General features: G+C 61.0%; 21 protein-coding genes and 1 pseudogene. 6 read left to right on the top strand and 16 right to left on the bottom strand.

The window, feature by feature from the left end; genetic code table 11:
- Positions 1–191 precede the first annotated feature (191 nt).
- On the bottom strand, positions 192–1190 hold the full coding sequence (locus PI739_RS07525; RefSeq protein ID WP_054081249.1) for a D-cysteine desulfhydrase: 999 nt from the start codon (positions 1188–1190) through the stop codon (positions 192–194).
- Positions 1191–1387: 197 nt separating this feature from the next.
- Between PI739_RS07525 and epsC the strand changes: the two genes are divergently transcribed.
- Positions 1388–2341, top strand: a complete 954-nt coding sequence (gene epsC, locus PI739_RS07530; protein ID WP_003432332.1) for a serine O-acetyltransferase EpsC — start codon at positions 1388–1390, stop codon at positions 2339–2341.
- Positions 2342–2353: 12 nt separating this feature from the next.
- On the opposite strand, the gene PI739_RS07535 is transcribed toward epsC, so the two are convergent.
- The 6 genes from PI739_RS07535 to hutC all read right to left on the bottom strand — a co-directional run bounded on the left by PI739_RS07535 (position 2354) and on the right by hutC (position 6895).
- On the bottom strand, positions 2354–3061 hold the full coding sequence (locus tag PI739_RS07535; protein ID WP_003432333.1) for an anti-sigma factor: 708 nt from the start codon (positions 3059–3061) through the stop codon (positions 2354–2356).
- Complete coding sequence (locus PI739_RS07540) at positions 3058–3624, bottom strand: sigma-70 family RNA polymerase sigma factor (RefSeq protein ID WP_003365926.1); 567 nt, start codon at positions 3622–3624, stop codon at positions 3058–3060. The genes PI739_RS07535 and PI739_RS07540 overlap by 4 nt, the downstream gene beginning before the upstream one ends.
- A gap of 104 nt (positions 3625–3728) precedes the next feature.
- Entirely contained in the window at positions 3729–4262 is a 534-nt protein-coding gene (locus PI739_RS07545) for a DUF3455 domain-containing protein (protein ID WP_003365928.1), read from the bottom strand.
- A gap of 104 nt (positions 4263–4366) precedes the next feature.
- Positions 4367–5542 carry a Na+/H+ antiporter NhaA gene (gene nhaA, locus PI739_RS07550; RefSeq protein WP_003432334.1) on the bottom strand — a complete coding sequence of 392 codons (1176 nt, stop codon included), beginning with the start codon at positions 5540–5542 and terminating at the stop codon, positions 4367–4369.
- 49 nt (positions 5543–5591) lie between these two features.
- Complete coding sequence (locus PI739_RS07555; RefSeq protein ID WP_046718835.1) at positions 5592–6188, bottom strand: HutD/Ves family protein; 597 nt, start codon at positions 6186–6188, stop codon at positions 5592–5594.
- Positions 6185–6895, bottom strand: coding sequence for a histidine utilization transcriptional repressor HutC (gene hutC, locus PI739_RS07560; protein WP_161420743.1), 711 nt, complete (start codon positions 6893–6895; stop codon positions 6185–6187). Before hutC ends, PI739_RS07555 begins: the two co-directional genes overlap by 4 nt.
- A 204-nt stretch (positions 6896–7099) precedes the next feature.
- On the opposite strand from hutC, the gene PI739_RS07565 reads away from it, so the two are divergent.
- Positions 7100–8464, top strand: coding sequence for a formimidoylglutamate deiminase (locus PI739_RS07565; RefSeq protein WP_003365936.1), 1365 nt, complete (start codon positions 7100–7102; stop codon positions 8462–8464).
- Between the two features lie 89 nt (positions 8465–8553).
- Here the strand turns inward: PI739_RS07565 and PI739_RS07570 are convergent, their stop codons facing one another.
- The 7 genes from PI739_RS07570 to PI739_RS07600 all read right to left on the bottom strand — a co-directional run bounded on the left by PI739_RS07570 (position 8554) and on the right by PI739_RS07600 (position 17888).
- On the bottom strand, positions 8554–9132 hold the full coding sequence (locus tag PI739_RS07570) for a lipocalin family protein (protein WP_003432336.1): 579 nt from the start codon (positions 9130–9132) through the stop codon (positions 8554–8556).
- A 3-nt stretch (positions 9133–9135) separates the two neighbouring features.
- The gene (gene bamE, locus PI739_RS07575; protein WP_003403102.1) at positions 9136–9390 is read right to left on the bottom strand and encodes an outer membrane protein assembly factor BamE domain-containing protein; all 255 of its coding nucleotides are present in this window, start codon (positions 9388–9390) and stop codon (positions 9136–9138) included.
- A 251-nt stretch (positions 9391–9641) separates the two neighbouring features.
- Positions 9642–10652, bottom strand: a complete 1011-nt coding sequence (locus PI739_RS07580) for a class 1 fructose-bisphosphatase (protein ID WP_003341445.1) — start codon at positions 10650–10652, stop codon at positions 9642–9644.
- 134 nt (positions 10653–10786) lie between these two features.
- Positions 10787–12136: a DUF3999 domain-containing protein gene (locus PI739_RS07585; RefSeq protein WP_054081250.1), complete on the bottom strand. Its 1350-nt coding sequence runs from the start codon at positions 12134–12136 to the stop codon at positions 10787–10789.
- Positions 12137–12162: 26 nt separating this feature from the next.
- A complete protein-coding gene (locus PI739_RS07590) occupies positions 12163–14967 on the bottom strand; it encodes a DUF2339 domain-containing protein (protein WP_054081251.1) in 2805 nt (934 codons plus the stop codon).
- 267 nt (positions 14968–15234) lie between these two features.
- The gene (locus PI739_RS07595; RefSeq protein WP_271351620.1) at positions 15235–17685 is read right to left on the bottom strand and encodes a glycogen/starch/alpha-glucan phosphorylase; all 2451 of its coding nucleotides are present in this window, start codon (positions 17683–17685) and stop codon (positions 15235–15237) included.
- A 65-nt stretch (positions 17686–17750) separates the two neighbouring features.
- Positions 17751–17888, bottom strand: coding sequence for a hypothetical protein (locus tag PI739_RS07600; RefSeq protein ID WP_154583503.1), 138 nt, complete (start codon positions 17886–17888; stop codon positions 17751–17753).
- A gap of 77 nt (positions 17889–17965) precedes the next feature.
- On the opposite strand from PI739_RS07600, the gene pip reads away from it, so the two are divergent.
- The 4 genes from pip to mdoH all read left to right on the top strand — a co-directional run bounded on the left by pip (position 17966) and on the right by mdoH (position 24196).
- Positions 17966–18937: a prolyl aminopeptidase gene (pip, locus tag PI739_RS07605; RefSeq protein WP_003365948.1), complete on the top strand. Its 972-nt coding sequence runs from the start codon at positions 17966–17968 to the stop codon at positions 18935–18937.
- A 39-nt stretch (positions 18938–18976) separates the two neighbouring features.
- A complete protein-coding gene (gene dtd, locus PI739_RS07610) occupies positions 18977–19414 on the top strand; it encodes a D-aminoacyl-tRNA deacylase (protein WP_024662891.1) in 438 nt (145 codons plus the stop codon).
- Between the two features lie 263 nt (positions 19415–19677).
- Positions 19678–21621 (top strand): glucan biosynthesis protein G, encoded by a 1944-nt coding sequence (locus tag PI739_RS07615; protein ID WP_003432358.1) that lies wholly within the window; start codon positions 19678–19680, stop codon positions 21619–21621.
- On the top strand, positions 21614–24196 hold the full coding sequence (mdoH, locus tag PI739_RS07620; protein ID WP_054081252.1) for a glucans biosynthesis glucosyltransferase MdoH: 2583 nt from the start codon (positions 21614–21616) through the stop codon (positions 24194–24196). The genes PI739_RS07615 and mdoH overlap by 8 nt, the downstream gene beginning before the upstream one ends.
- Positions 24197–24534: 338 nt before the next feature.
- On the opposite strand, the gene PI739_RS24855 is transcribed toward mdoH, so the two are convergent.
- On the bottom strand, positions 24535–25410 hold the full coding sequence (locus tag PI739_RS24855) for a methyl-accepting chemotaxis protein (protein WP_408637172.1): 876 nt from the start codon (positions 25408–25410) through the stop codon (positions 24535–24537).
- Positions 25393–26562 (bottom strand): annotated as a pseudogene (locus PI739_RS24860) (methyl-accepting chemotaxis protein); the annotation flags it as partial. The pseudogene PI739_RS24860 and the gene PI739_RS24855, both read right to left, overlap by 18 nt.
- Between the last annotated feature and the right edge of the window lie 24 nt (positions 26563–26586).

Here is a 26586-nt window from a genome sequence, read left to right on the forward strand (position 1 = left end):
GGCCATTTTCTGACCCGACTCAAGCAACTTCGTGCTGATTATTCAGCTTTTTTTCAGGCAGTTACGTCAGGTATAAGGTTAAGCGTTGTGGTCTGCCGGGCGCGACTATATAGCCATCAGCTTATGAGGAAAAATAACAAAAAAAGTTATTTTCCCTCGACAAAAGCATAAAGGACCCGTTGGCTGAAACGTCACTGGTCGAACGCATCCGGATAGGCAAACAGCGCTGGCGCACCGCCGGTGTGCAGAAAGATCAGTGGGCCGTCGTTAAAGCGTTGACGACCGATACCATCGAGCAGACCGGACATGGCCTTGCCGGTGTAGACCGGGTCGAGCAACAGCCCTTCGTGGCTGGCCACCAGCTTGATAGCTGACAGCGTGCCGGCATTCGGTTCGCCATACCGTGGCGCGAAATACTCATCCCACAGTTCGACCTTGAAGTGTTCGGGCAACGGAGCGCCGAGCAACTCTGCGGTGCGCTCGGCCAGGCCCTGAACCTTGGGCAACTGTGCTTCTTCACTGCGCGACACGGTCACGCCGATGACCGGCAATTGCGGCAGCTCGTGAGCCAGAGCCAGCGCTATACCGCTGTGCGTGCCGGCACTGCCGGAGGCCAGAACGACGGCAGCAAACTCGATACCGGTTTGCTTGATCTGCTCGGCCAGTTCCAGCCCGGCGCGCACATAACCCAGCGCCCCCACCGGGCTCGAGCCACCGATGGGCACCAGATAAGGCTTTTTGCCGCTGGAACGCAGGCGTGCCGCCAGGGCGTGCAGTTGCTCGTCGGCGTTGTCGAGGTTTTCCACCAGCTCGACCTTGGCATCGAACAGCTCCAGCAGCAGGCGGTTGCCGTTTTTCAGGTAACTGGGGTCTTCGGTGCCGATGGGGTTTTCCAGCAGCGCCACACAGCCCAGGCCCAGGCGCGCGGCCAGCGCTGCGGTCTGGCGGACATGGTTGGACTGGATGGCCCCGGCGGTGATCAGTGTGTCGGCACCCTGGGCCAGCGCATCGGCGGCCAGGTACTCGAGTTTGCGCACCTTGTTGCCGCCCAGGGCCAGCGTCGTGGTGTCATCCCGCTTGATGTAGATATCACGATCTGCCCAGACCGACAGGCGCTCGAGCTTTTCCAGAGCCGTTGGCGCGCTGATCAGGTCCAGGCGATTGAAGCGGGCAAGCTGATTTTTGATCATGGTGGTCGATAAGCCGTGTAAAGAGTCAGCGGACTATAGGCAGACGTTTCTCGCACGGCAACTTATCTGTGCGCACGGCTCTCTTCGTGTATTCCGACAGAAATTGTTGTTTTTTTCGTCTGAATGTTTGCCGTAGAGTGGCAACAGCAGCGGCCCGTACTGTCGGTCGCCACCCTTCACATCAAGGAGAGTCAAGCGTGAGCGATATTCCAGAAGCGTCCGCCGACGGCCGCTCCAGCCACTGGCAGTTGCAGCGCATCGTCAGCCAGTTGCGCAGCGCGCGTGAAGACTGGCGGGCTCGCAACAGGCGAGTGAGCGGTGAACACGGTGGGCGTGAGCTGCCTTCGCGTGCGGCCATGGGCGAGATTCTTGAAGCCTTGAGCGGCGCACTGTTCCCGATGCGTCTGGGCCCGGTGGACCTGCGTGAGGAAAGCGAGGACTTCTATGTCGGCCATACGCTGGATGTGGCGCTCAACGCACTGCTGGCTCAGGCCCGGCTTGAATTGCGCTACGTGGCCCATCAGCAGGGCGGTGACCTGAAGAGCATCGATGCGCGAGCACTCGAGCTGATCCAGGGTTTCGCCATGGCCCTGCCGGGTATTCGTCTGCTGCTGGACACCGACGTGCTGGCCGCCTATCACGGCGACCCTGCGGCGCGCAGTGTCGATGAAGTGCTGCTGTGCTATCCCGGCATTCTGGCGGTGATCCACCATCGGCTGGCGCATTATCTGTATCGCGCCGGCTTGCCGTTGCTGGCGCGTATCAGCTCGGAAATCGCCCATTCGGCGACTGGTATCGATATTCATCCGGGTGCGCAGATCGGCCCGAGCTTCTTTATCGATCACGGAACAGGCGTGGTGATTGGCGAAACCGCGATCATCGGCGAGCGGGTGCGGATCTATCAGGCCGTGACCCTGGGCGCCAAGCGCTTCCCGTCGGACGAGGACGGTCAGTTGCAGAAAGGCCACGCACGGCATCCAATCGTTGAAGACGACGTGGTGATCTATGCGGGTGCGACCATTCTGGGCCGCATTACCATCGGCAAGGGTTCGACCATCGGCGGCAATGTCTGGCTGACGCGCAGCGTACCGGCAGACTGCAACCTGACCCAGGCCAACCTGCTGCAACAGGACGACTGCAGCCGCAAGTAAGCGGCCTTCGCGTCAGATCACCTTCACCGCCCGGCCGATGAACTGAATCGGCCCGGTGGGTTTGCCGATTGGCGAGCCAGTGGATTTCTCCAGTGTCAGCTCGAACAACTGGTTGGGTTGCAGCGGCGGCAGTTTATCCAGCGGCACATGCAGGCTCTCTCCCGGCTTGACCAGCCCAAGCGAAACCGGGCCTTGCCAGTCGTCACCCTTGGTCCAGAACTCCAGCGCCTTGTCGGTCGGAACCTCGAACACGCCCAGCGGGATAAGCTGTATTTCCTGCGGGTTACTGGCCTGCACGACCCAGCCGGGAGCCTTGTCCTGCGGTCCTACGAGGACCACCAGATAAGACGGTTGCGCCGGTGCGCGGGTCAGCAGCGTCATGCCCAGTACCAGTGAAGCAGCCAGGCCTGCTCCGGCCAGGCCGCGCCAGATCGACAGGTTGTCCCACCAGCGAACGCGCGGTCTTTGCGGCGTGCTGGCAGGCGCGGTCATGTCCAGCAGGTTACGTTCGATACGATCCCACAGGCCGGGCGAGGGCATCACCGGTTCGGCCAGTTCGGTCAGGGGCAGCAGACGCTGTTCCCAGGCATCGACGGCGGCCTGCAGGTCGGGCTCGCGCGACAGGCGACGCTCTACCTCGAGCCGCTTCTGCGCCGAGAGCGTGCCGAGTACATACTCGCCCGCCAGCTCGTGAATGTTGTCGTCTAAAGGCCGGGTCATCCCATGCACTCCCGCAAAGCCGTCAGGCTACGCTTGATCCAGGCTTTGACCGTCCCCAATGGCGCGCCAATTTTCTGCGCGATTTCCTGATGCGAATAACCGTCCACGTACGCGTGAAAAACACAGTTGCGTCTTACCGGCTCCAACTGCTCCAGGCATGACGTGATCCGTCCTGGATTGACCTGCCAATCGAAGGCATCGCCGATTTCCTGCCAGCCTTCCAGTGTCGCCTGTTCATGATGATCTTCACTGCCGTCGTCCTCGACACGCACTTCGCGAGCCGTATTGCGCAATGTGTTGAGCGCCAGGTGGCGGGTCACGCTGAAGATCCAGCCACGTGCCGAACCACGCGAGGCATCGAAGCTGGCCGCGTGGGACCAGATTTTCAGGAACGCGTCATGCACGATGTCTTCGGCCAGCGCGCGGTCACGCACCAAGCGCTGAGCGACGCCGAGCAACCGGGCGCTTTCCTGTTGATAGAGACGCTGCAAGGCCTGCTTTTCACCGCGAGCGCAGGCCTGCAACGTCGCTTCGTAATCAAAGAGAGATTCGTGCGAAGACAAGATGATCCGCCATCAATGGAAGACTACTGCCTCGTTGACATCACGAGGCTCCCGCGCAGCAGCATAGACCACTGGCTGCGCAGTCACCCGGTGAATGATGGCTATCAGCTTGCAGTCCAGAACAGGTAGTCGGCCTGATACTTGACCACTTCCTTCGCGCCCTTGTTGCTCTCTGCGCAGGCTTTAGCCGGGGCAACGCCGCCTTTCAGGGCTACACGCTGAATGTACGTGACGCCGGTCATTGCGCCCTTGCCTTCGGCCGGGTTGGCCTTGACCAGCTGGTACGGCAGGTTGCCAGCGCTCGAAGGGGCCACGGCGACTTGAGTGCCGGTTATTTTGGAACCGTCTTTGGCTTCCCAGGTGGCAGGTGGGCCGTAGTAGGTGCCGACCTGTTTGCCGCTCTTGTCGTTGAGCACTGCTTTGGGACCGACGAACGCCCACTCCATTTCGTTGGGCATGTTGGCCTTGGCGCGGCACTCGTAGGTGATCTCGCCAACCCCGGTGGTTTGCATGCCGACCTTGTTGCCAGCCGGCACACGTACGCTTTCGGGGAGGTCGGTCTGAGCCATGGCAACAGACGACAGGCAAGTGAAGGCCAGAGTGGTACCAGCAAGGCAGAGCAAGCGTTTTGCGTTCATGCAGAAATCTCCAGAAGGTTTAACCGCGCTCAGCAACTCGAAGTGGCTGCTGAATGTACTACCCGCGAGAAACCCATCTGGATGCAGTGATTTGAAAATATTTTTCAGCGCCGGCTGAAACGGCTGCGCAGCAGCACAATCCCGGCAATCGCGGCCAGACCCGAGCCGATCAGTACGCCGACCTTCACCTCGTCGATCAGGTGTTGCGAGCCGGGGAACGCCAGGTTGCCGATGAACAGGCTCATGGTGAAACCGATGCCGCACAGAATCGCCACGCCGTACAGTTGCACCCAGTTGCTGCCCTCCGGCAACACCGCCAGCCCGGCGCGGATGGCCAGCACGGCGGCGAGAAACACGCCGATCTGCTTGCCCACGAACAGCCCCAGCGCAACGCCCAGCGGCACAGGATCGACCAGGTTGCCCAGGGTAATGCCGGCCAGCGACACGCCCGCATTGGCAAAACCAAAGATCGGCACCACGGCGAAGGCCACCCAGTAGTGCATCTTTTCTTCGAGGAACAGCAGCGGCGAGCGGGCTTCTTCCTCGGGCTTGCCCATCGGGATGCACAGCGCCAGGGCGACACCGGCCAGCGTGGCGTGTACGCCCGATTGCAGGACGAAGAACCACAGCAGCGCGCCGAGCAGCAGATAGGGCAACAGACGGCGCACGTTCAAACGATTCATGACGATCAGCACCGCCAAGGTCACGAAAGCGGCTGCCAGCATCGGCAGGTTCAGACCGGAGCTGTAGAAGAAGGCGATGATCGTCACGGCGCCCAGATCGTCGAGGATCGCCAGCGCGGCCAGAAACACCTTCAGCGAGGTCGGCACCCGGTTGCCGAGCAGCGACAGCACGCCGAGAGCAAAGGCGATGTCGGTGGCTGCCGGGATCGCCCAGCCGCTCAGGGTCTGCGGATTGCCCCAATTGATCGCGATGTAGATCAGCGCAGGCACCAGCATGCCGCCTGCCGCTGCAAAGCCGGGCAGGGCTCGTTGCCCCCAGGTCGCCAGACCACCGGCGAGGACTTCACGTTTGATCTCCAGGCCGACCATCAGGAAGAAGATCGCCATCAGCCCGTCGTTGATCCACAGCTCGACCGAGAGGCCCAGCCAGACGCTGTGCAGGATCGAGAAATAGCCGGCAGAAAGAGGCGAGTTGGCAACGATCAATGCCGCCAGCGCAGCGGCCATCAACACGATGCCACCAGCTGATTCGGAGGCGAGGAAGCGTGCGAGGACGGCAATGCCTCTGGGCGTTTCCCGGTTCGGAACTTGAGTCATGGTTGTCCTTGAAACGAAGCACTTTTTTATCGTAATGCCAGGAATGCGGTTACTGGCCTGTGGCAGTGAGCTCAATCAGGCAGCAACGGCTGGCGCGAGGCGATTGCAGTTCGACTTCGAGCAGACCGCCAGCATTGTCCACCTGAGCGCAATCGTGTTTGCCAAGAATTTCCCACGGCTGGCTGTCGACGCTGATCGCCACTTGCTCGGCCATACTGAACAGCACCAGGGTGCTGGCAGAGCTGAACAAGCGTTGCGGGTGACGCACGTCTATCCAGTGCAGACGTGCAGTGTAGCGGTGTGGGGCGTAGATCAGGTTGAAATCGCGAATCGGCCCGTCCAGCAAGGTGCAATTGACCTGGCTGTCACCGCTGAATGCGAACGGGTCCGATGGCAGCAGCGGACGACTGCTCAGACCATCCACGTCCAGCGTCATGCCCGTGCCCTGCAGGACGGTGATGATGCGTTGATAACCGGCGAACACCGAAAAGCCGCCCGAGGTTTCGATGTCGGCAATCGACAGCCGCCAACCGAAACCGTCCAGATCCTGGCCTGCGTCGCGAGCGATCTCTTCCGTGCTGCCACCGCCGTTTTTCCACGGCATGCGCGGGTAGTCGACGGCGCGCAAAATGCGGGTCTGGCTCATTTGGTAAAGCGTCCTTCCAGGCGATGACGGGAGCCGGGGTGGATCAGGCGCGCAGCGGTAACCGGCTGACGACCAGACCAGGTCCGACGGCGAATCAGCAGGCAGGGCTCCCCCGCCTCAATCTGCAACAGCCTGCATTCATCGGCTTCGGCGAGAATCGCCTCGACCACATGCTCACCTTCGGTGAGCGGCGCAACCTGCGAGAGGTAGGCGTAAGGCGTCTGCAGGGTAAAGTCCTGCCGGAGGTAGTCCGGAGCGACCTGGGCGTTCACGAAGCGGTCCTCGATCTGCACCGGGATGTCGTTCTCGTAATGCACGATCAGCGAGTGGAAAACCCGCTGGCCTTCGCGCATGTCCAGCGCCAGGGCGCGCTCGGAGCCAGCGGCTTCCTCCTTGAGGACCATGACCTTGCACGTGTGGCGATGGCCGCGCGCGGCAATCTCGTCGGCAATGTTATGCACTTCGAACAGCGCCGACTGGCTCTTGGGCTCGGCGACAAAGGTGCCGACGCCCTGCATGCGCACCAGCAGGCCCTCGGCGGTCAGCTCGCGCAGTGCCCGGTTTATGGTCATGCGGCTGAAGCCCAGTTGCGTCACCAGTTCGCTTTCCGACGGCACACGGTGATGCGGCGGCCAGGTGCCGTTCTGAATCTGCAGAGCGATCATCTGTTTCACGCGGGCGTACAAGGGTGCGGGACTTTCGCCCATCTGGGCTGCCAGGGAAGAAGCGGCGGGCGGAGTCGACACGTGGGAGTCCTTGTTGTTCGAGACGGTGTTTTCGAGCGCATTCAGACGCTGCAAAGCGCTCACGCTAACCATTAACCTGCTGCTCGGCAAGCGTGCAGGCGGTTTACCGGTCGCTGAAACGTCTGTATATGTATATACAAATTACAGTGATGAGGTGTGAAGTCAATGTCAGCCTTCTTTGCCGAGCGCGCGTTACTCCCCGACGGCTGGGCCAGCAATGTGCGTCTGGAGGTCAGTCAGGACGGTATTTTGACCCGCGTCGAGGCCGATGCCGCTCAGCAGGGCGCCGAGAAAGTCAGCGGGCCTTTGCTGCCTGGCATGCCTAACCTGCACTCCCACGCGTTCCAGCGTGCAATGGCCGGGCTTGCGGAAGTGGCCGGCAACCCCAACGACAGTTTCTGGACCTGGCGCGATCTCATGTATCGCCTGGTGGGGCGCATCAGCCCGCAGCAGTTGGGCGTTATCGCTCGTCAGCTGTACATCGAGATGCTCAAGGGCGGCTACACCTCGGTGGCCGAATTTCATTACGTGCATCAGGACAGTGACGGCAAGCCCTATGCCGATCCTGCCGAGCTCGCGCTGCAGATCAGCCAGGCGGCCGGTTCGGTCGGTATCGGCCTGACCTTGCTGCCGGTGCTGTACAGCCATTCCGGCTTTGGCGGGCAGGCACCCAACGAAGGCCAGCGGCGTTTTATCCACAGTACCGACAGCTATCTGGATGTGCAGGCTCGTCTGCGTCCGGTTCTGGCGGCTCAGCCTGCCCAGCAACTCGGTCTTTGCTTCCACTCGCTGCGCGCGGTGACGCCGCAGCAGATCAGTGAGGTGCTGGCGGCCAGCGACCGGCAGTGTCCGGTGCATATTCATATCGCGGAGCAGCAGAAGGAAGTCGATGACTGCCTGAGCTGGAGCGGTCGGCGCCCGTTGCAATGGCTGTATGAAAACGTGCCTGTGGATAACCGCTGGTGCCTGGTCCATGCGACCCATGCCGAGGCGGATGAAGTGGCTCTGATGGCGCAAAGCGGCGCGGTGGCCGGGTTATGCCTGACCACCGAGGCCAACCTCGGCGACGGGATCTTTCCGGCGGTGGACTACATTGCTCAGGGCGGTCGCTGGGGAATCGGCTCGGACAGTCACGTCTCGCTCAGTGTGGTCGAGGAACTGCGCTGGCTGGAATACGGCCAGCGTCTGCGCGATCAGCGCCGCAACCGGCTGTATCGCAGCGATCAGCCCATGGTTGGCCGCACGCTATATGACGCTGCACTTGCCGGTGGCGCGCAGGCATTGGGGCAGCAGATTGGTACGCTGCAAGTGGGTCAACGCGCCGACTGGCTGGTGCTGGATGGCAATGACCCGTACATCGCCACGGCCTCGGAAGACGCCATCCTCAACCGCTGGCTGTTCGCCGGCAGCGACCGGCAGATCCGCGACGTGGCGGTCAACGGGCGATGGGTCATACGTGAGGGGCGACACGCCGCAGAACAACAAAGCAACCGCGAGTTCGCGCAGGTGTTGAGGGAATTGCTCGGCTGATGCAAGAGAGGACGCAGAGCGTCCAGAACGGCGTGCCCACGCGGAGCATGGGCACGATAGTGTTCTTGCGGACGCTTGTTCCAGCCTGGTTACTTCTCGCCCTTGCCGATCTTCGAGTCATCCTCGCGCCAGATCAGGCGTGAGGTGTCGTAGCCTTGCTGGCGGGCCTTGCTCAGCATGTCTTCCCTGACCGATGCGGAGACGGTCGGTGTACGCGACAGCAGCCACAGGTATTTGCGATCCGGGTTGCCGACCACGGCGGTACGGTAGCCTTCGCTGACGTCCAGAATCCAGTAATCACCCTTGGCGACGCTGGGCAGCAGGCGCGAGAACCAATTGTCGAACACAACCCACAGTTTGTCGGTCTTGCCCGCAACCTGCGGCGAAGCCGTACCCGTTGCTTCTTCCCACTTGCCTTCAATCGTGCGGCAGCGGTTGGTCACTGCGATGTTGCCGTCGTCCTTGAGCGTGTAACGCGCCTCGGACTGAGCGCACTTGCGCTGGAAAAACATCGGCAAGCGGGCGATCTCGTACCAGGTACCCTGATACTGCTTGAGGTCGACGTTACCTACAGTCTTTGGCTCGAGGTTGTCAGCCGAGTGGGCAAAACCGATGGCCAAAAAGCTGGCCATGACACAAATTCCAAAACGTACCAGTACCTTGATCATGGGTTATTTCAGACCCTGACCCGAGAACAGCACCACCTTGTCCGCTGCGTATTGCACGCTGATAAAGGTGTTCTGGTCGCCCCAGGTGCAGCTCGACATGCCCAAGGCACCCGAACATTCCGTCGGGCTGCCCAGCAAGGACTCGACTTGAGCCTTGGGCATGCCAGCGGACAGTTTGGAATAGTTTTCCTGAGTGATCTTGCTGCAGGCAGCCAGCAGGACGCAGAACGAGAGTAACGCGACAGAACGCAAGGACATGGATGTAGCTCCTGAACGGAAGGGGGTCGCGTCGCAGTGCAAGCCGGTGCAGTCTGGCGCTGGCGCAGTACCGCAAGCTTAGAAGAGAAAAAGGGACTCTGGTTCCCGGACGGCGCAAGGATTTGTGCCGAGGATCAGATAGTTGGCCCGCAGACGGGGCTGAGCGAATGGCTGACTGCTCGTGTTTCAGAGCATTGGCTCACTCGGCAGTGATCGAGCATGGCCCGATCACTACCGGTGCAGAAGGCGTCTTACGCCTTGTGATACGCGGTGGCACGCTCGACTTCTTCCTTGGAACCCAAGTACACCGCTACGCGCTGGTGCAGGCCTTCAGGCTGAATGTCGAGAATGCGCTGATGGCCGTCGGTGGACGCGCCGCCAGCCTGTTCTACCAGGAAGGACATCGGGTTGGCTTCGTACATCAGGCGCAGCTTGCCCGGCTTGGAAGGCTCGCGGCTGTCGCGCGGGTACATGAACAGGCCGCCACGGGTCAGGATACGGTGCACGTCGGCAACCATCGCCGCGACCCAGCGCATGTTGTAGTTCTTTTTCAGCGGACCGTCTTCACCGGCCAGCAGCTCGCTCACGTAGCGCTGTACCGGGGCTTCCCAGTGACGCTGGTTGGACATGTTGACCGCGAACTCCTGAGTGGACTCCGGGATGGTGATGTCTTCGTGAGTCAGCACGAAGCTGCCCATTTCACGGTCCAGGGTGAAGCCTTTCACGCCATCGCCCAGGGTCAGGACCAGCATGGTTTGCGGACCGTAGATGGCGTAACCGGCGGCGACCTGTTCGGTGCCTGGCTGCAGGAAGGCCTTTTCATTCAGCGCTTCGTTCTGGCTCAGGTATTCGTTCGGGCAGCGCAGTACCGAGAAGATCGTGCCGACCGGTGCGTTGATGTCGATGTTCGACGAGCCGTCCAATGGGTCGAAAACCAGCAGGTAGGCACCCTTCGGGTATTTGCCCGGGATCTGGTAGGCGTTGTCCATTTCTTCGGAAGCCATGCCGGCCAGGTGACCGCCCCATTCGTTGGCTTCGAGCAGAATCTCGTTGGAGATCACATCGAGCTTTTTCTGCACTTCGCCCTGCACGTTTTCGGTGCCCATGCTGCCCAGTACGCCACCCAGCGCGCCCTTGGAGACGGCGTGGCTGATTTCCTTGCATGCGCGCGCCACAACTTCGATCAGGAAGCGCAGATCGGCAGGGGTGTTGTTGCTGCGAGTCTGCTCAATCAAGTAACGACTTAGTGTAACGCGGGACATGGATAGCTCCGAAAATAGGGGGTATGAAAACCCGCGCAGTTTAACGCGAGTGGCGACGTAATACTGCTATGAGACTGGCTTAAGACTGTTTCAGTTCAGATGTCAGGCGAACCGCACCTGACAGGCCGCCCGTTTTAGCGTTTTGCAGCGCGCAGCGTGCTGAATGCCATCCAGCCAAGGAACACCACGCCAAGCAGCAGAAGGGCCCAAAGCCCCAGGCGTTTGAAGTCAGTAGTTTGTTGCACGGCGATCGGCGCAGCGGCCATGTTGGCCACGGTAGCCGTGGCCGGGCTTGCTGTGCCGAGAGTCGCGAGCTTCTCCGGGCTCAGGTCGGGAATCAGCGTGGCCAGCGACAGGTTGGCAGCCTTGACGCTTGGGTTGCCGATTGCCAGGGTGAAGGGCCCGTTACCGCGCGCCAGGAACACCACCTCCGTGGCAGGCACGGCCACACTCAACTGCGGCGCTTCACTGCCCAGTCCGCCGCCGCGATCATCCACCACCAGCTTGAGCTGCCGAACGATGCGTCCGGACAATTGCAACTGGTCCTGCAGGACATCGCTGTTGTTCTGCGACAACCGATACAGCAGGCCGCTGCTGATTGGCTGCCAGGGCTGCCCGGCATCGAGCCGGCCGTAGAGCGTCGCCGGTGCCAGGCTGTTGGGCTGGGTGATGTCGATCCTGACGCGGCCTATCGGCAAGCCGGTGGGCAGTTGCCAGACATACTCGTTGGGGCTTTCGACGCTGCCCTTGACCGGTGGCGACCAGGTCAGCGGCGTGGCTGGAGTGTCGCTGCTGGCACTCAGCAGGTGCGCAGAGATCAGCAGCGGCGCACTGTGCGGGGAATGCCACAGCAGGCGCAGATAGCGCGCGCTCTGGCCGGGCAGGCCGACTTCGCGCTGTTCGACCACTTCGTCGGCAAACGACAGCCGTGCAACCTGTCCCTCGCCCCAGTTGCGCCAGTGCTGCAGGTCATCACTGGCTTCAATGCTGAAGTTCTGGAAGCCCTCCCGCTCGGTGCTCCAGTCGATAACCAACTGCTCCAGCGGAGCCTTGATTGCGCTGGTGTCCAGCAACCAGCCGCGCAGCACTTCTTCGCCCGCTTCGATATCGCTTTGTGGCTGGACCTCGATCACGCTGCCGTTGCTGGAGCGCTCGATACGGATGACCGGCGCGGCGTCGGCTGATTCCTGTGTGCTGTACAGGGCGAACCAGTTGACCTCAATCGGCACCGGCTCCTGTTCGGGGGCGGGTTGGCGCGGCGTGATCGAGTAAGCCTGCGGCTGGCCCTCGGCATTGAACACACGTACATCGCTCAGATCGGTCTGCCGGGCATTCAACTGGACGGCAAGCGGCAACTCGATGCGATACCACGGCCCTTCGCCGCTCAGGCTCAGCGGCGTCTGGCTGGCAAAGTCCGCCGGTTTGTCCTGAGCGAGGGCGGTTATCGCCGTGCACAAGGCCAGGCCAAGCACGGCGATCTTCATGGCAGGATGACTCAAGAACGGTTTCCTCATAGCGTGTCCGGCGCGGCAGTCGAGCCTGGGCCGGGTTCTTCGCCGGCCTCTGTGGCAGAGTGTTTCGGCGGTAATGGTGCGAAATATCCCACCACCAATAGCAAAATGCCAACACCGATGAACGAGACGATGCGCTCCATGCCGCCACGATTGCTCAGCTCGACGAAGAACAGCTTGACCACCACCACCCCGATCAACGCTGCGCCGCCCAGCCACAGCTGGCGGTTGGAGCGCATGTGACCGCCGATCATCAGGGCCAGTGCCATCAGCGTCCAGACTATCGACAACCCGGCCTGGACGCGCATCGAGTCGAGCAGCGCCCCGGTGTTCCATGGCACATCAGCCCAATGATGCGCCGTGCGCATGACCATTGTCGTGACCAGCGCGAACAGCGAGGCGCCAGCCACCAGCAAGGCAGCGTTACCAAGGCGCATGACCTGTTTGCGCAGCCACAGGCAGACCCCTGCCAGTGACAATAGCAAACCGATTTCCAGCGGGTTGAACAGCGGGATATACGGCAGTGGTTCCGCTGCGCCGTCGCTCAAGGTATTCGCCAGCCAGAACCACGCCAGCATCAACACCGCCAGCGGCGCAGCGGCACCGAGGTGATAGGCTTCGGGGCAGGCTTTTACCGGCCACGGCCATTGGCGCGCCGAGCTCATCGCCAGCAGGAACAGGCTCGGCAGAATCGCCCAGCCCAGCCAGCGCCAAGCGTTGTAATGTTCGGACAGTTGCAGCAGGCCGAAGCGCAGTTCCAGGGCCAGCACGGCGATGATCAGCAGGCAGCCCGCGGTGTGAGCGACACGTCGTGCGAGGATGGGCTGCCGGTCTGCCAGATAGCGCAGAGTCAGCAGATGCACGGCGAACACCACCAGCCAGGCCAGCCAGCCCCAGTGGGCGGCGGGGTGGTAATGTTCACTCAGCGAGCCCGACAGTAATGCTGCGCTGACGGGCGTAAGCGTGCTGCACAGCGCGGCGAGGTCTGGCCAGCGCAAGCGCACGGACAGCACTGTCCAGATTGCCACGCTGAGCGCGGCGGCGATCAACAGCACAGACGTCTGCACTCCAATGGGAACGTACAACTGCACGACGCTGATCAATGAAACCGACCACCAGATCGCACCCCATACGGTCAGTACGGTTCTGGCGACTTTTTGATCGATAAGGGTCAGGGTGTTGAAGCGGTACGCACTCCAGGCACTGACCAGCGCACCGATGGCCAGGATCATCGGCGTCCAGTAGTCGTCAGCCGAGTCGGCACTGCCTGACGCATTGATCAACATCACGCTGGCGCACAGTTGCAGCAGCAGGCCGAAAGCCTGTGCCAGCTTGCGCTGCTGCCGCAAACCCAGCCAGAAAATCGCCGCGCCTTCCACAGCCCACGCGCTCGTCGTCCACTGAGAACCCAGGCCCAACGGGATCGCCAGCGTGGCAAACACCACGCCCAGCGCCAGGCAGGTTTCCATCAGCAAGGCGGTTTGGCCCGGTGCACGTGCTGCCAGCCAGCGTGCCAGCGCCATGTAGATCAAGCCCAACCCAAGCGCGCTGAACGCAGCGCCGAATTCCAAATGCTCGACGAGCGCATATTGCAGGCCGAAGCCGACTATCGGCGTGCCCAGCAACAACGTGCCGTCGACGTAATCGCCCTGACGCGCAGCCCAGCGCAGCATGGCTTCGCGAGTATGGTCAGGTGGCGCGCTGTCCAGTTCGAGCAGTTTGCGGCGGGCAAACAGCAGGCCGATGGCCAGATACATCAGGAAGAACACCATCAGAAAGGGCTCGGTGCTCCAGAACAATGCCGGAGTGTAAGCCTGCAGGCCCCAGGCGAAGCCGATGCCGAAAGTGCCGAAGAAGCCGATCAGGTTGAGCGTGCGCCAGGCCTTGAACCATGCGATGGCGATGATGCCCGCATTGAGTAGGGCAAAGTAACTGAACAGCGAGATATGGCTACCTTGCCCGGTCGAGGCCAGCAACGGTGCCGCGAAGCCGCCGAGCGCGCCAGCGCAGGCGAGTGCCAGCGAATTTTGCGTCAGCGCCAGAATGGCTGAGAAGCTGGTGATTGCGACCAGCAGCGCGAAGCCCAGGGTCGGGTCCAGCAGGGTGTGCAGTTTCATCGCGGCGAACACGGTCAGGTACAGCACCCCAACGCCTGCGCCTTGCAGCATCAAGGCGTAAGGACCGTTGCGCCTGCGCAGCCACCAGCCCAGACCGAGCAGGGCCAGCGCACTGGCGGCGACTGCGGCGTAGCGTGCTTCAAGCGGCACGACCATGCCCTCAGTGGCATAGCGCAGCAAAAACGCCAGGCCGAGGAACAGCACCACGACACCCACGCGCAGCACTGTATTCCCGCCCAACAGCCAGTCTTTTGCGGCGTTGATCGCGCTGTCCAGCGGGTTGGTTTTTGCTGTGTTGGTTGGCTCGTGTATCGGCGGGGCGGGCTCGACAGGTGTTGCTACCTGCGGCGCTTCGTCCGGCAGGTCCCAGATCAGCTCGGGGCCGTCGCCGGGTGCTTCGACAATGATCGCATCGAGTGGAAGCGGCGCAGGGTCCTGCGCAGGCGGTACGCCAGGCGCGGACTGACGTTCGAGTGCGCTCAGGCGCTGTTGAAGGGCGTCGAGGGATTTGCGGTTTGCGAGCAGTTGTTGCTGCTGATCAGCCGATTGCCTGCCAAGCACGCGCACGCGAATGCCGGCCCACATGGCCCAGCCCATGACTGCACCGATCAGTGCACCGGCCCACTCGTCATAACTCAGCGAATAGCCCAGCGCCGCGCCGCCCAACACCAGACAAATCCAAAGCACGCGACGACATCCTTTTCGATGTGTGAAGGTTCATCGAGCGCAGTATATAGGGGCGGGCGGACATCGTTTGTAATGTTTTATGCCGGGGGCACCAGAGTCTCTGCAGGACTGAGACAGATCCTCGTGGCGCTTGTGGGAGTGAGCTTGCTCACGAAGGCGTCGTTTCGAGCGCCTTCTTTGCGGAGACCTTAATGGCCTCTTCGCGAGCAAGCGAAGCGTCGCCCGGCTCGCTCCCACTGGGGTTGTGAGTCTTTTCAGGCTCTGACGTCAGTCCAGCGCCTTCCAAATGTCTCCGGCGTACTCGCGGATGGTCCGGTCTGAGGAGAACCAGCCCATGCGTGCGGTGTTGAGGACCGCCGAGCGCCACCATTCCTTGGAGTCGTGCCAGCGCTCTTCGACCTTGGCCTGGGCCGCCCAATACGAGTCGAAGTCAGCGCAGACCAGGAAGCGGTCATACGCCAGCAACTGATCGATCAGCCCCACATAACGGTTCGGATCATCCGGCGAGAACACACCGCCACGGATCGCCTGCAGGACATCGTTCAAGCGTCCGGAGGCGGCCACATCGTCATGCGCGCTGAATTCACCTGCACGCTTGCGGGCTTCGACCTGTTGCGAGGACATGCCGAAGATGAACATGTGTTCCAGCCCGACCTGCTCGCTCATCTCCACGTTGGCACCGTCCAGAGTACCGATGGTCAGTGCGCCGTTGAGGCCGAACTTCATGTTGCTGGTGCCGGATGCCTCCAGGCCCGCGGTGGAAATCTGCTCGGACAGGTCGGCCGCCGGGATGATGCTCTCCGCCAGGCTGACGTTGTAGTTGGGCATGAACACCACTTTCAGCAGACCGCGCACCGTCGGATCGTTGTTCACGGTCCGCGCGATGTCGTTGGTCAGCTTGATGATCAGCTTGGCCGAGTGATAACTGGCCGCCGCCTTGCCGGCGAAGATCTTCACCCGTGGCACCCAATCGGTACCCGGCTCGGCGCGAATGGCCTGATACAGAGCAACCGTGTGGAACAGGTTCAGCAACTGGCGTTTGTATTCGTGAATCCGCTTGACCTGAACGTCAAACATCGCGGCAGGATTGACGGCAATGCCCAGGCGCTCGTGAATGATCGCGGCCAGCGCACGCTTGCTGTGCAGGCGTTGATCGGCCATCTGCTTGCGGAACGACGACTTCTCGGCGAACGGCTCGAGCTCTTTGAGGCGCGTCTCGGCGTTGTCCAGAACATCCTCGCCGAGTGACTCGACAAGCATCTCGGTCAGCTTCGGGTTGGCCTGGAACAGCCAGCGGCGGAAGGTGATGCCGTTGGTCTTGTTGTTGATCCGCTCCGGGTAGATCTTGTGCAGCTCGGCGAACACGGTCTTGCGCATCAGCTGGGTGTGCAGCGCCGAAACGCCGTTGACGCTGTGCGAGCCGAGGAACGCCAGGTTGCCCATGCGTACCCGACGACCGTTGTCTTCTTCGATCAGCGATACGGCACGCAGTACGTTGACGTCGTCGACGCCTTTGGTGCGCAGTGTGTCAATGTGCTGCGCGTTGATCAGGTAGATGATCTGCATGTGGCGCGGCAGCATCCGCTCCATCAGACCGACCGACCAGGTTTCCAGCGCTTCAGGCAGCAGGGTGTGGTTGGTGTAGCCGAGGGTGCCGACGGTGATTTTCCACGCGGTGTCCCACGGGATGTTGTGGTTGTCGATCAACTGACGCATCAGCTCGGCCACTGCGATCGAGGGGTGCGTGTCGTTCATCTGAATCGCCGCGTGCTCGGACAGATCCGTCAGCGTGGCGTGTTGGTTCAGATGGCGGCGCAGCAAGTCCTGCAGCGACGCGGAGACGAAAAAGTATTCCTGACGCAGACGCAGTTCCTGACCCGCTTCGGTTGCATCGTTCGGGTAAAGCACGCGGGAAATGCTTTCGGCGCGCACCACTTCGGCAACCGCGCCGAAGTGATCGCCGGCGTTGAAGCGTTCCAGGTGCAGGTCTTCTACTGCACGGGCGCGCCACAAGCGCAGCGTGTTGACGCTCTTGCCACGCCAGCCTACCACCGGGGTGTCATAGGCGATGGCCCGAACGGTCTCGCCCGGACGCCATACCTGACGCGAGTCGCCTGCTTCGGTCGGGACCGTGTCGACGCTGCCGCCGAAGCCAATGGAGTAAACCACCTCAGGGCGTTCGAATTCCCATGGGTTACCGAAGTCCAGCCAGTTCTCGGTTTGTTCCTGCTGCCAGCCATCGACGATGCCCTGACGAAACAGGCCGTGCTCGTAACGAATGCCGTAACCATGACCCGCGATACCCAGGGTCGACATGCTTTCCATGAAGCACGCCGCCAGACGACCCAGGCCGCCGTTACCCAGTGCCGCATCCGGTTCAAGCAGGCGGATGCGCTCGATGTCCACACCCAGTTCGGTCAGCGCCTCGCGAGCGACTTCGAGCAGGCCGAGGTTACTGAGGCTGTCGTACAGCAGCCTGCCTATCAGGAATTCGAGAGACAGGTAGTAAACGCGTTTCTGAACCTTGCGATAGATCTGCCGCGTGTGGTCCATCCAGTGTTCGACCATGTGGTCGCGGGCGGCAAGGGCAACAGCTTCAAACCAGTCATGCTCAAACGCATGGTCGGGGTCCTTGCCCACCGAGTAGGTGAGTTTGGCGAGCACAGCGGCGCGAAAAGCGGCCACATCAGCGTCACGAACAAGTGGTTCCTGAGACATCGGTAAAACCTCAAGTAGTCTGACGAATGGAAAACGGGATTCTTAGACTGTAGGCGTGTCGTCAATTATTTCCTGAAAAAAAGAGAAATAATTGACGGCACAGCTCTCGCTTCGACCCAGCGCAACGGCTCTGGTTCGCGCACCGTTGAAATTGGCAAAACGCTTGCATCGTTCGTTCCATCCTGATCGATGACGTGCAGCATGCTGATTCTTCGTTTCGGGTTTATGATGCCCCACGGCAGAATAATAGAAGCCTCTAAATTGGACTTATGGAGCACTTATGCAGACTTTGTACCCGCAGATCAAACCCTACGCCCGGCACGATCTGGCCGTGGAACAACCGCATGTGCTTTACGTCGATGAAAGTGGCTCGCCAGAAGGGTTGCCGGTGGTGTTCATCCACGGCGGCCCGGGTTCGGGATGCGATGCGCACAGTCGCTGCTATTTCGATCCCAACCTGTACCGCATCGTTACGTTCGACCAGCGCGGCTGCGGTCGTTCCACTCCGCATGCCAGCCTTGAAAACAACACCACCTGGAAACTGGTGGAAGACCTTGAAGCGATCCGCGAGCACCTCGGGATCGACAAATGGGTGTTGTTCGGCGGTTCGTGGGGCTCGACCCTTGCCCTGGCGTATGCTCAGACCCATCCCGACCGCGTGCACGCGCTGATCCTGCGTGGCGTATTCCTTGCCCGTCAGCAGGAAATCGACTGGTTCTACCAGGCAGGTGCCAGCCGTCTGTTCCCGGATTATTGGCAGGATTATGTCGCGCCGATTCCGCTGGACGAGCGTGACAACATTCTGGCTGCCTTCCACAAGCGGCTCACCGGGCCGGATCAGATTGCCCAGATGCATGCCGCCAAGGCCTGGTCGACCTGGGAGGGGCGTTGCGCCACCTTGCGGCCCAATCCGCAAGTGGTCGATCGCTTCGCCGAGCCGCACCGTGCGTTGTCCATTGCGCGCATCGAATGCCACTACTTCATGAACAACGCCTTTCTGGAAGACAACCAGCTGATTCGCGACATGCCGAAGATCGCGCACCTGCCGGCAATCATTGTCCACGGTCGTTACGATGTCATCTGTCCGCTGGACAATGCGTGGGAGCTGCACCAGAACTGGCCTGGCAGCGAGCTGCAGGTGATTCGCGAGGCCGGGCACTCGGCAGCCGAACCCGGTATCGCCGACGCACTGGTGCGGGCCGCTGCAGAAGTTGCGCGCAACCTGCTCGACCTGCCGCCCGAAGAAGCGTGACAGTGATCCGGTATTGGTTTTGAGTCTGGAAAGGCATCTATGAAAGGTTTGTTGCAGCGCGTGCGAAGTGCGCGCGTCGAGGTCGGCACCGAGGTCGTGGGTGCCATTGAACAGGGCATACTGGTGTTGGTGGGAATAGAGCCTCAAGACACCCGCGCCAGTGCCGATAAGTTGCTGCACAAGTTGCTCAATTATCGAGTGTTCAGCGATGCCGAGGGCAAGATGAATCTGTCTTTGCGCGAGGTGAGTGGCGGCTTGTTGCTGGTTTCCCAGTTCACGCTGGCTGCAGACACCAAAAGCGGGTTGCGCGCGGGCTTCTCTAAAGCCGCGCCTCCAGCGCTGGGTGCCGAGTTGTTCGACTATCTGTTGAGCCAGGCCAGAATCGCGCATCCCACGGTAGCGGCGGGCCAGTTTGGTGCAGACATGCAGGTGCACCTGATAAATGATGGCCCCGTGACATTTTTGTTTGATACATAAGCTACGATTTCACTTTGTCCCCCTGAATTCATCTGTCTTGCGGGAATAAATTTCTTTGTCATACCTGATGCGTTGTGGCGCGTGCTACTGGATAATCGCGCGCTACGGGGATCGACACTGTTGGTCCATTTGGTATGACAAAAGCGGTTCTGACACCGGGTTGGGGAATCATTAAGCCCATTCGGAGTCGGAACAATGCTCGCCAACCCGGCATTGATAGCTGGCCGTTGGTTTTTTCATCTGTTTTTCGGCGAGGGTTGCTCGTGATTGTTAGTCCCTGTGATGCTCCAAAGACACCTGTCAAGCGGTTGCGTAGTGCACTTCTGGCAAGCTCGGCCCTTGTATGCCTGTTCAGTGCAGGTCAGCTGTGGGCGTTCAACCTTGATGATGTAGCGGCGAAGGCCAAAGAAATGGCCGGGCAGAAGTTCGAGGCTCCGAGGAGCAATCTGCCGAACGAGCTGCGCGACATGAAGTTCGCCGATTATCAGAAGATCCGCTTCCGTGATGACAAGGCCGAATGGGCGGGCGAAAAGACTCCGTTCAAAGTGTCTTTCTACCACCAGGGCATGCACTTCGACACGCCGGTCAAGATCAACGAAGTGACCGCGACCAGCGTCGACGAGATCAAATACGACCCGAGTCGTTTTGACTTCGGCGATCTGAAGATCGACCCAAAATCCACCGAGAAACTGGGTTATGCCGGTTTCCGTGTCCTGTATCCGATCAACAAGGATGACAAGCAGGACGAAATCATGACCATGCTGGGCGCGAGCTACTTCCGCGTGATCGGCAAGGGTCAGGTTTATGGCCTGTCCGCGCGCGGCATGGCGATCGACACTGCCTCGCCGTCCGGTGAAGAATTTCCGCGCTTCAAGGAATTCTGGATCGAGAAGCCGGGCCCGGATGACAACCATCTGGTGATCTTCGCACTGCTCGACTCGCCGCGTGCCACTGGCGCCTATCAGCTGACCCTGCGTCCGGGTACCAACACCCTGGTTGACGTGAAGTCGCGCATGTTCCTGCGTGACAAGGTCAACAAGCTGGGCGTTGCTCCGCTGACCAGTATGTTCCTGTTCGGCGCCAACCAGCCTTCGCGTGTGCCTAACTACCGTCGTGAACTGCACGATTCCAGCGGTCTGTCGATCCAGGCGGCCAACGGTGAGTGGCTGTGGCGTCCGCTGAACAACCCTAAACATCTGTCCATCAGCAGCTTCTCGGTCGAGAACCCGCGTGGTTTTGGTCTGCTGCAACGCGGCCGCGACTTCAGCCAGTACGAAGACCTGGATGACCGCTACGACAAGCGCCCAAGTGCCTGGATCGAGCCGAAGGGCGATTGGGGTAAAGGGACTGTCGAGCTGGTCGAAATCCCGACTGCCGACGAGACCAACGACAACATCGTGGCCTACTGGAAGCCTGAAACTCTGGCAGAACCTGGCCAGGAAATGGCGTTCGACTACCGTTTGCACTGGACCATGCAGGAAAACTCGATCCACTCGCCGGATCTGGGCTGGGTCAAGCAGACCCAACGCTCCATCGGTGACGTGCGTCAGTCCAACCTGATCCGTCAGCCGGACGGCAGCCTTGCCTTCCTGGTCGACTTCGTGGGCCCGGTTCTCGCCGCACTGCCGGAAGACAAGACCATTCGCAGCCAGGTGACCACTGACGACAACGTCGAACTGGTGGAAAACAACCTGCGCTACAACCCGGTCACCAAAGGCTACCGCCTGACCCTGCGGGTGAAGGTCAAGGACTCCAGCAAGCCGACCGAAATGCGCGCCTACCTGTTGCGTGAAATCCCTGCCGAGCCAGGCAAGGAGCCTGCGCTGCTCGTGGCTGACAAGGCCGAAGAGAAGAAGGCTGCCGCCAAGGAAGCTGCCAAGCCGGCAGTCGCCAAGGAGTCCGCCAACGACCAGGTAGAAATCGCCAAGGCCGATGCGCCGAAGGCCGAAGCTGCCAAGCCTGAGACTGCCAAGTCTGAAGCTGGCAAGGCTGACGCAGCAAAAGCTGACGCAGCCAAAGGCAAAGGCGAAGTCGCCAAGGCCGACGCAAGCAAAGCCGACGCATCCAAGGCTGAAGTAGCCAAGGATAAAGACGGTAAAGAAATTCAGCAGCCTGAAACCGAGGCAGCGCCCACCCATCCGGAACCGGCCAAGACGTTGCAAGTCATGACCGAGACCTGGAGCTATCAGTTGCCGAGCGATGAGTAATTCTCTACCGGTGCCAATGTCTCTGAACGAGTACCTGGCGCATTTACCGATGAGCGACGAGCAGCGGGCAGAACTTGCCAGCTGCACGACCTTCGCCGAATTGCATGAGCGACTTTCCGCGCAGCCGGTCACTGACCCTGCCGAGGCCGCTCAGGCTTCGGTGGGTCGCCGTCTGACGCTGACCACTGCAGATCAGTTGGAGGACGCTGAGATGCTCGGCGTCGATGCCAGCGGTCGCCTGTGCCTCAAGGCGACACCGCCGATTCGCCGGACCAAGGTCGTGCCAGAGCCATGGCGCACCAACATTCTGGTGCGCGGCTGGCGTCGCCTGACCGGCAAGACCAACCCGCCCAAGCCCGCGCATGATGATCTGCCGCGGGATCTGCCGAAGGCGCGCTGGCGCACCGTCGGTTCGATCCGTCGCTACATCCTGCTGATCCTCATGCTGGGCCAGACGATCGTGGCTGGCTGGTACATGAAGGGCATCCTGCCGTATCAGGGCTGGTCGCTGGTTTCGCTCGACGAAATCACCCGTCAGACCTTCGTGCAGACCGCCTTGCAGGTCATGCCTTATGCCTTGCAGACCAGTATCCTGTTGCTGTTCGGGATTTTGTTCTGCTGGGTATCGGCCGGTTTCTGGACCGCGCTGATGGGTTTCCTTGAGCTGCTCACCGGTCGCGACAAATATCGCATCTCGGGTGCCAGTGCTGGCAACGAGCCGATCGAAAAGGGCGCACGTACTGCGCTGGTCATGCCGATCTGCAACGAGGACGTGCCTCGGGTTTTCGCCGGTCTGCGCGCTACGTTCGAGTCGGTAGCTGCCACGGGTGACCTGGATCGTTTCGATTTCTTCGTGCTCAGCGACACCAACGAAACCGACATCGCCGTTGCCGAGCAACAGGCGTGGCTGGACGTGTGCCGCGAGACCAAAGGTTTCGGCAAGATCTTCTATCGTCGCCGTCGCCGCCGCGTAAAACGCAAAAGCGGCAACCTCGACGACTTCTGCCGTCGCTGGGGCGGTGAATACCGCTACATGGTCGTGCTGGACGCCGATAGCGTCATGAGCGGTGAGTGTCTGACCAGTCTGGTTCGCCTGATGGAAGCCACGCCGGACGCCGGTATTATCCAGACCGCGCCACGTGCGTCGGGTATGGACACGCTGTATGCACGCATGCAGCAGTTCGCTACCCGGGTCTATGGCCCGCTGTTCACCGCCGGTCTGCACTTCTGGCAGTTGGGTGAATCCCACTATTGGGGTCACAACGCGATCATCCGCATGAAACCCTTCATCGAGCACTGCGCCCTGGCGCCGTTGCCCGGCAAGGGCGCGTTCGCCGGTGCGATCCTCTCCCACGACTTCGTCGAAGCTGCGCTGATGCGCCGTGCCGGCTGGGGCGTGTGGATTGCGTACGACCTGCCAGGCAGTTACGAAGAGTTGCCGCCCAACCTGCTGGACGAACTCAAGCGTGACCGTCGCTGGTGCCACGGCAACCTGATGAACTTCAGGCTGTTCCTGGTCAAGGGCATGCATCCGGTTCACCGTGCGGTGTTCCTGACCGGTGTGATGTCTTATCTGTCGGCACCGTTGTGGTTCTTCTTCCTCGTGCTGTCCACGGCCCTGCTGGCGGTGAACACGCTGATGGAGCCGACCTACTTCCTTGAACCGCGTCAGCTGTATCCGCTGTGGCCACAATGGCACCCGGAAAAAGCCGTCGCGTTGTTCTCGACGACCATCGTCCTGCTGTTCCTGCCTAAACTGCTCAGCGTCATTCTGATCTGGGCCAAGGGCGCGAAAGGCTTCGGTGGCAAGTTCAAGGTCACTGTTTCGATGCTGCTGGAAATGCTCTTCTCGGTGCTGTTGGCTCCGGTGCGCATGCTGTTCCACACCCGCTTCGTACTGGCCGCTTTCCTGGGCTGGGCCGCGACCTGGAACTCGCCGCAACGCGACGATGACTCCACGCCGTGGATCGAGGCTGTGAAGCGCCACGGTCCGCAAACCCTGTTGGGCGCGTGCTGGGCCTTGCTGGTGTTCTGGTTGAACCCAAGCTTCCTGTGGTGGCTTGCGCCGATCGTGGTGTCGTTGATGCTGTCGATTCCGGTGTCGGTGATTTCCAGCCGTACCAATCTGGGCGTCAAGGCGCGTGACGAGAAGTTCTTCCTGATTCCTGAAGAGTTCGAGCCGCCGCAAGAGCTGATCTCGACGGATCAGTACACCTACGAGAACCGCTGGCATGCGCTGAAGCAGGGCTTCATTCGGGCTGTGGTCGACCCGCGACAGAACGCTTTGGCTTGCGCCCTGGCGACGTCGCGTCACCGTCAGGCTCAGCCTATTGAAGTGGTGCGTATGGAACGTGTTGATCAGGCACTCAAGGTCGGCCCGGCAAAACTCGGCAATCAGGAACGCCTGATGCTGCTGAGCGACCCGGTCGCCCTTGGCCGCTTGCACGAGCGCGTCTGGAGCGAAGGTCACGAAGAGTGGCTGGCCGCGTGGAGAGCTTCCATCGAAGCCGATCCGCATGCGCCTTTGCTGCCTTTGCAGCCTGTAGGTAAAGCATCGGAGCCGGTCCCGGTCTAAAACCGCCCGGCTACGAAAAGAGCCCCTGACGCCTAACGCGTCGGGGGCTTTTTTATTGGGCTTTGTGGCACATACATGCACAGGACATGGTCAAGACGGGTTCTCCAGAACCCCGATCGTTCCTCACGCTCCAGCGTGGGAATGCGGTTCACGAAGCTCCGCGTCGCAAGAGGACGCAGAGCGTCCAGACCGGCATGCCCACGCGGAGCATGGGTACGATAGTGTTATTCCTGACGACGATCGTTTCTCACGCTCCAGCGTGGGCACGATGATGTTCTCCGGTATGCCTGCGGGCACGATGGCGTTGTCCGGACGTCTACCGGCGTGATGGCATGGGTTCAACCCACCCTGAATCGCCCCACCAGTGCCTGCAGGTGCGTTCCCAGTCTGGCGAGTTCGACGCTGGAGGTTGCGGTTTGCTCGCTGGCTGCAGCGGTCTGTTCGGAGATGTCGCGTACGCTGATGACGTTACGGTTGATCTGTTCGGCGACTACGCTCTGTTCCTCGCTGGCGGTAGCGATCTGTTCGTTCATGTGCTGGATCGTCGCCACGGTGCGGGTGATCTGCTCCAGTGCGCCACCCGCGCGACGGCTCAGCTCAACCGTGTTGTCGGTCAGGGTGCGGCTGTTATCCAGGGTGGTTGCGACTTGTTGGGTGCCGGTTTGCAGGGCGGCGATCAGCTCTTCGATTTCCTCGGTGGACTTTTGCGTGCGTTGCGCCAGACCACGGACTTCATCGGCAACCACCGCGAAGCCGCGCCCGGCCTCTCCCGCGCGCGCTGCCTCGATGGCCGCATTGAGGGCCAACAGGTTGGTCTGCTGTGAAACAGACTTGATCACATCCAGAACGCCAACGATCTTGTTGCTTTCCTGCTTGAGCGCGCTCATCGACTGCGTGGAGTTCAGCACCTCGCGAGCCAGTTGCTCGATCTGACTGATCGCCTGCCCGACCACTTCATCGCCACTGCGCGCCTGTTGATCCGCCTGAGCGGCCGCCTGCGACGCTTCCTGCGCATTGCGCGCGACTTCCTGCACGGTTGCGGCCATTTCATTCATGGCCGTGGCCACCTGATCGGTTTCGTCTTTCTGACTGGTGACCCCGATGCAGGTCTGCCTGGTCACTGCTGACAATTGCTCGGCCGCGCTGGCGATCTGCGATACGCCCTCGCTGATGCCGCCAACCAGTTCGCGCAGGCTGATGGTCATGGTTTGCATGCTGCGTTGCAACTGACCCATTTCGTCACGGCGTGTGACCGATATGTCCCGACTCAGGTCGCCCTGGGCGATGCGTGCTGCGGCCCCCAGAGTCTGCTGCAACGGCACGGTGATCTGTCGGGTCATGATCCAGGCGGCAAGCAATCCGATCAACAATGCCAGGCCTGCAACACTGCTCAGCATGGCGCTGGAGTTGGCCGCCTCGCTGTCACGCTGGGCAGTCTGCAGGCGGTTCAGCGCCGCGACGGAGTCCAGCAGCGTTTCGCCAAGACCTTCCATGATTTCCTGATCCGCTTCGGCCTTGGTCTGTATCTGCTTGAACTCGCCAAGCCGTTCCCGATAACTCTGCAAGGCGGCGGTCGCCGGGCTCAGGCCCTGAAGGCTTTCATTGCCCTGATCCTGAGCGATCTGCCCGATCTCCTTGAGCGCTTCGTCGATGGCCGCAATGGCCGCGTGCTCATCCGCGTCGCGGGTGGTGAAGGTATACGCCTGCACCTGATAACGAGCGGTCTGCACCTGCTGCCTCAGTTGGGAAATGTTGGTGAACTCCTCCATCCGCTCGCTGCTGTCCTGTTCCTGGCTGACGCTTTTGAGTACCTCTACCTCAACCTGCGCGATGGCCTGCAAGGCCTGTTCGGACGTCTGCTCCAGGCGCGCGCGTATCTGGTTGCGGGTTTGTCGGTTGGTGCGAACGTCCGCGAAGGTCTTTTCCAGCCTGTTCAGCATCTCGAACTGGCCGTTTAGCAGCTTGATGGTTGCCTCCTCCTCACTCTGTGTGTGCAGCAGGGTGAGTTGGGCTTTCATTTCATTGAGCTTTTCTGTGACCAGCGCGGTGCTCTCCGGCGTTTTTTCGACGCGGTCGGTGATTCGCTCGGCGCGCAGGTCTTTGGTCAGACCGTTGAGCTGGGCGATGTCCGAGAGCGACTCCGAGCGGTCGATCATGGTGTACAGGCCATGCCAGCCGGTCAGTGTGATGATCAGCGTCAATAGCAGCACCAGGCCGAAACCCAGGGACAGCTTGAATCTGACGTTCATGTTGCCGAGCGCTTGATTGATCAGTCGGAACATTGGAATCTCCTGCAATGAGCGAACAAAAGCACGTTCCGAACCCGTCGGGACGTGCGTTGTGAGCGCATCGGCGTGGTGACTCATTGCGTGACCTGAGAAGGTCGTAGG

The organism is Pseudomonas cerasi (assembly GCF_027983475.1).
In the GTDB taxonomy this organism is placed as follows: Bacteria; Pseudomonadota; Gammaproteobacteria; order Pseudomonadales; family Pseudomonadaceae; genus Aquipseudomonas; species Aquipseudomonas cerasi.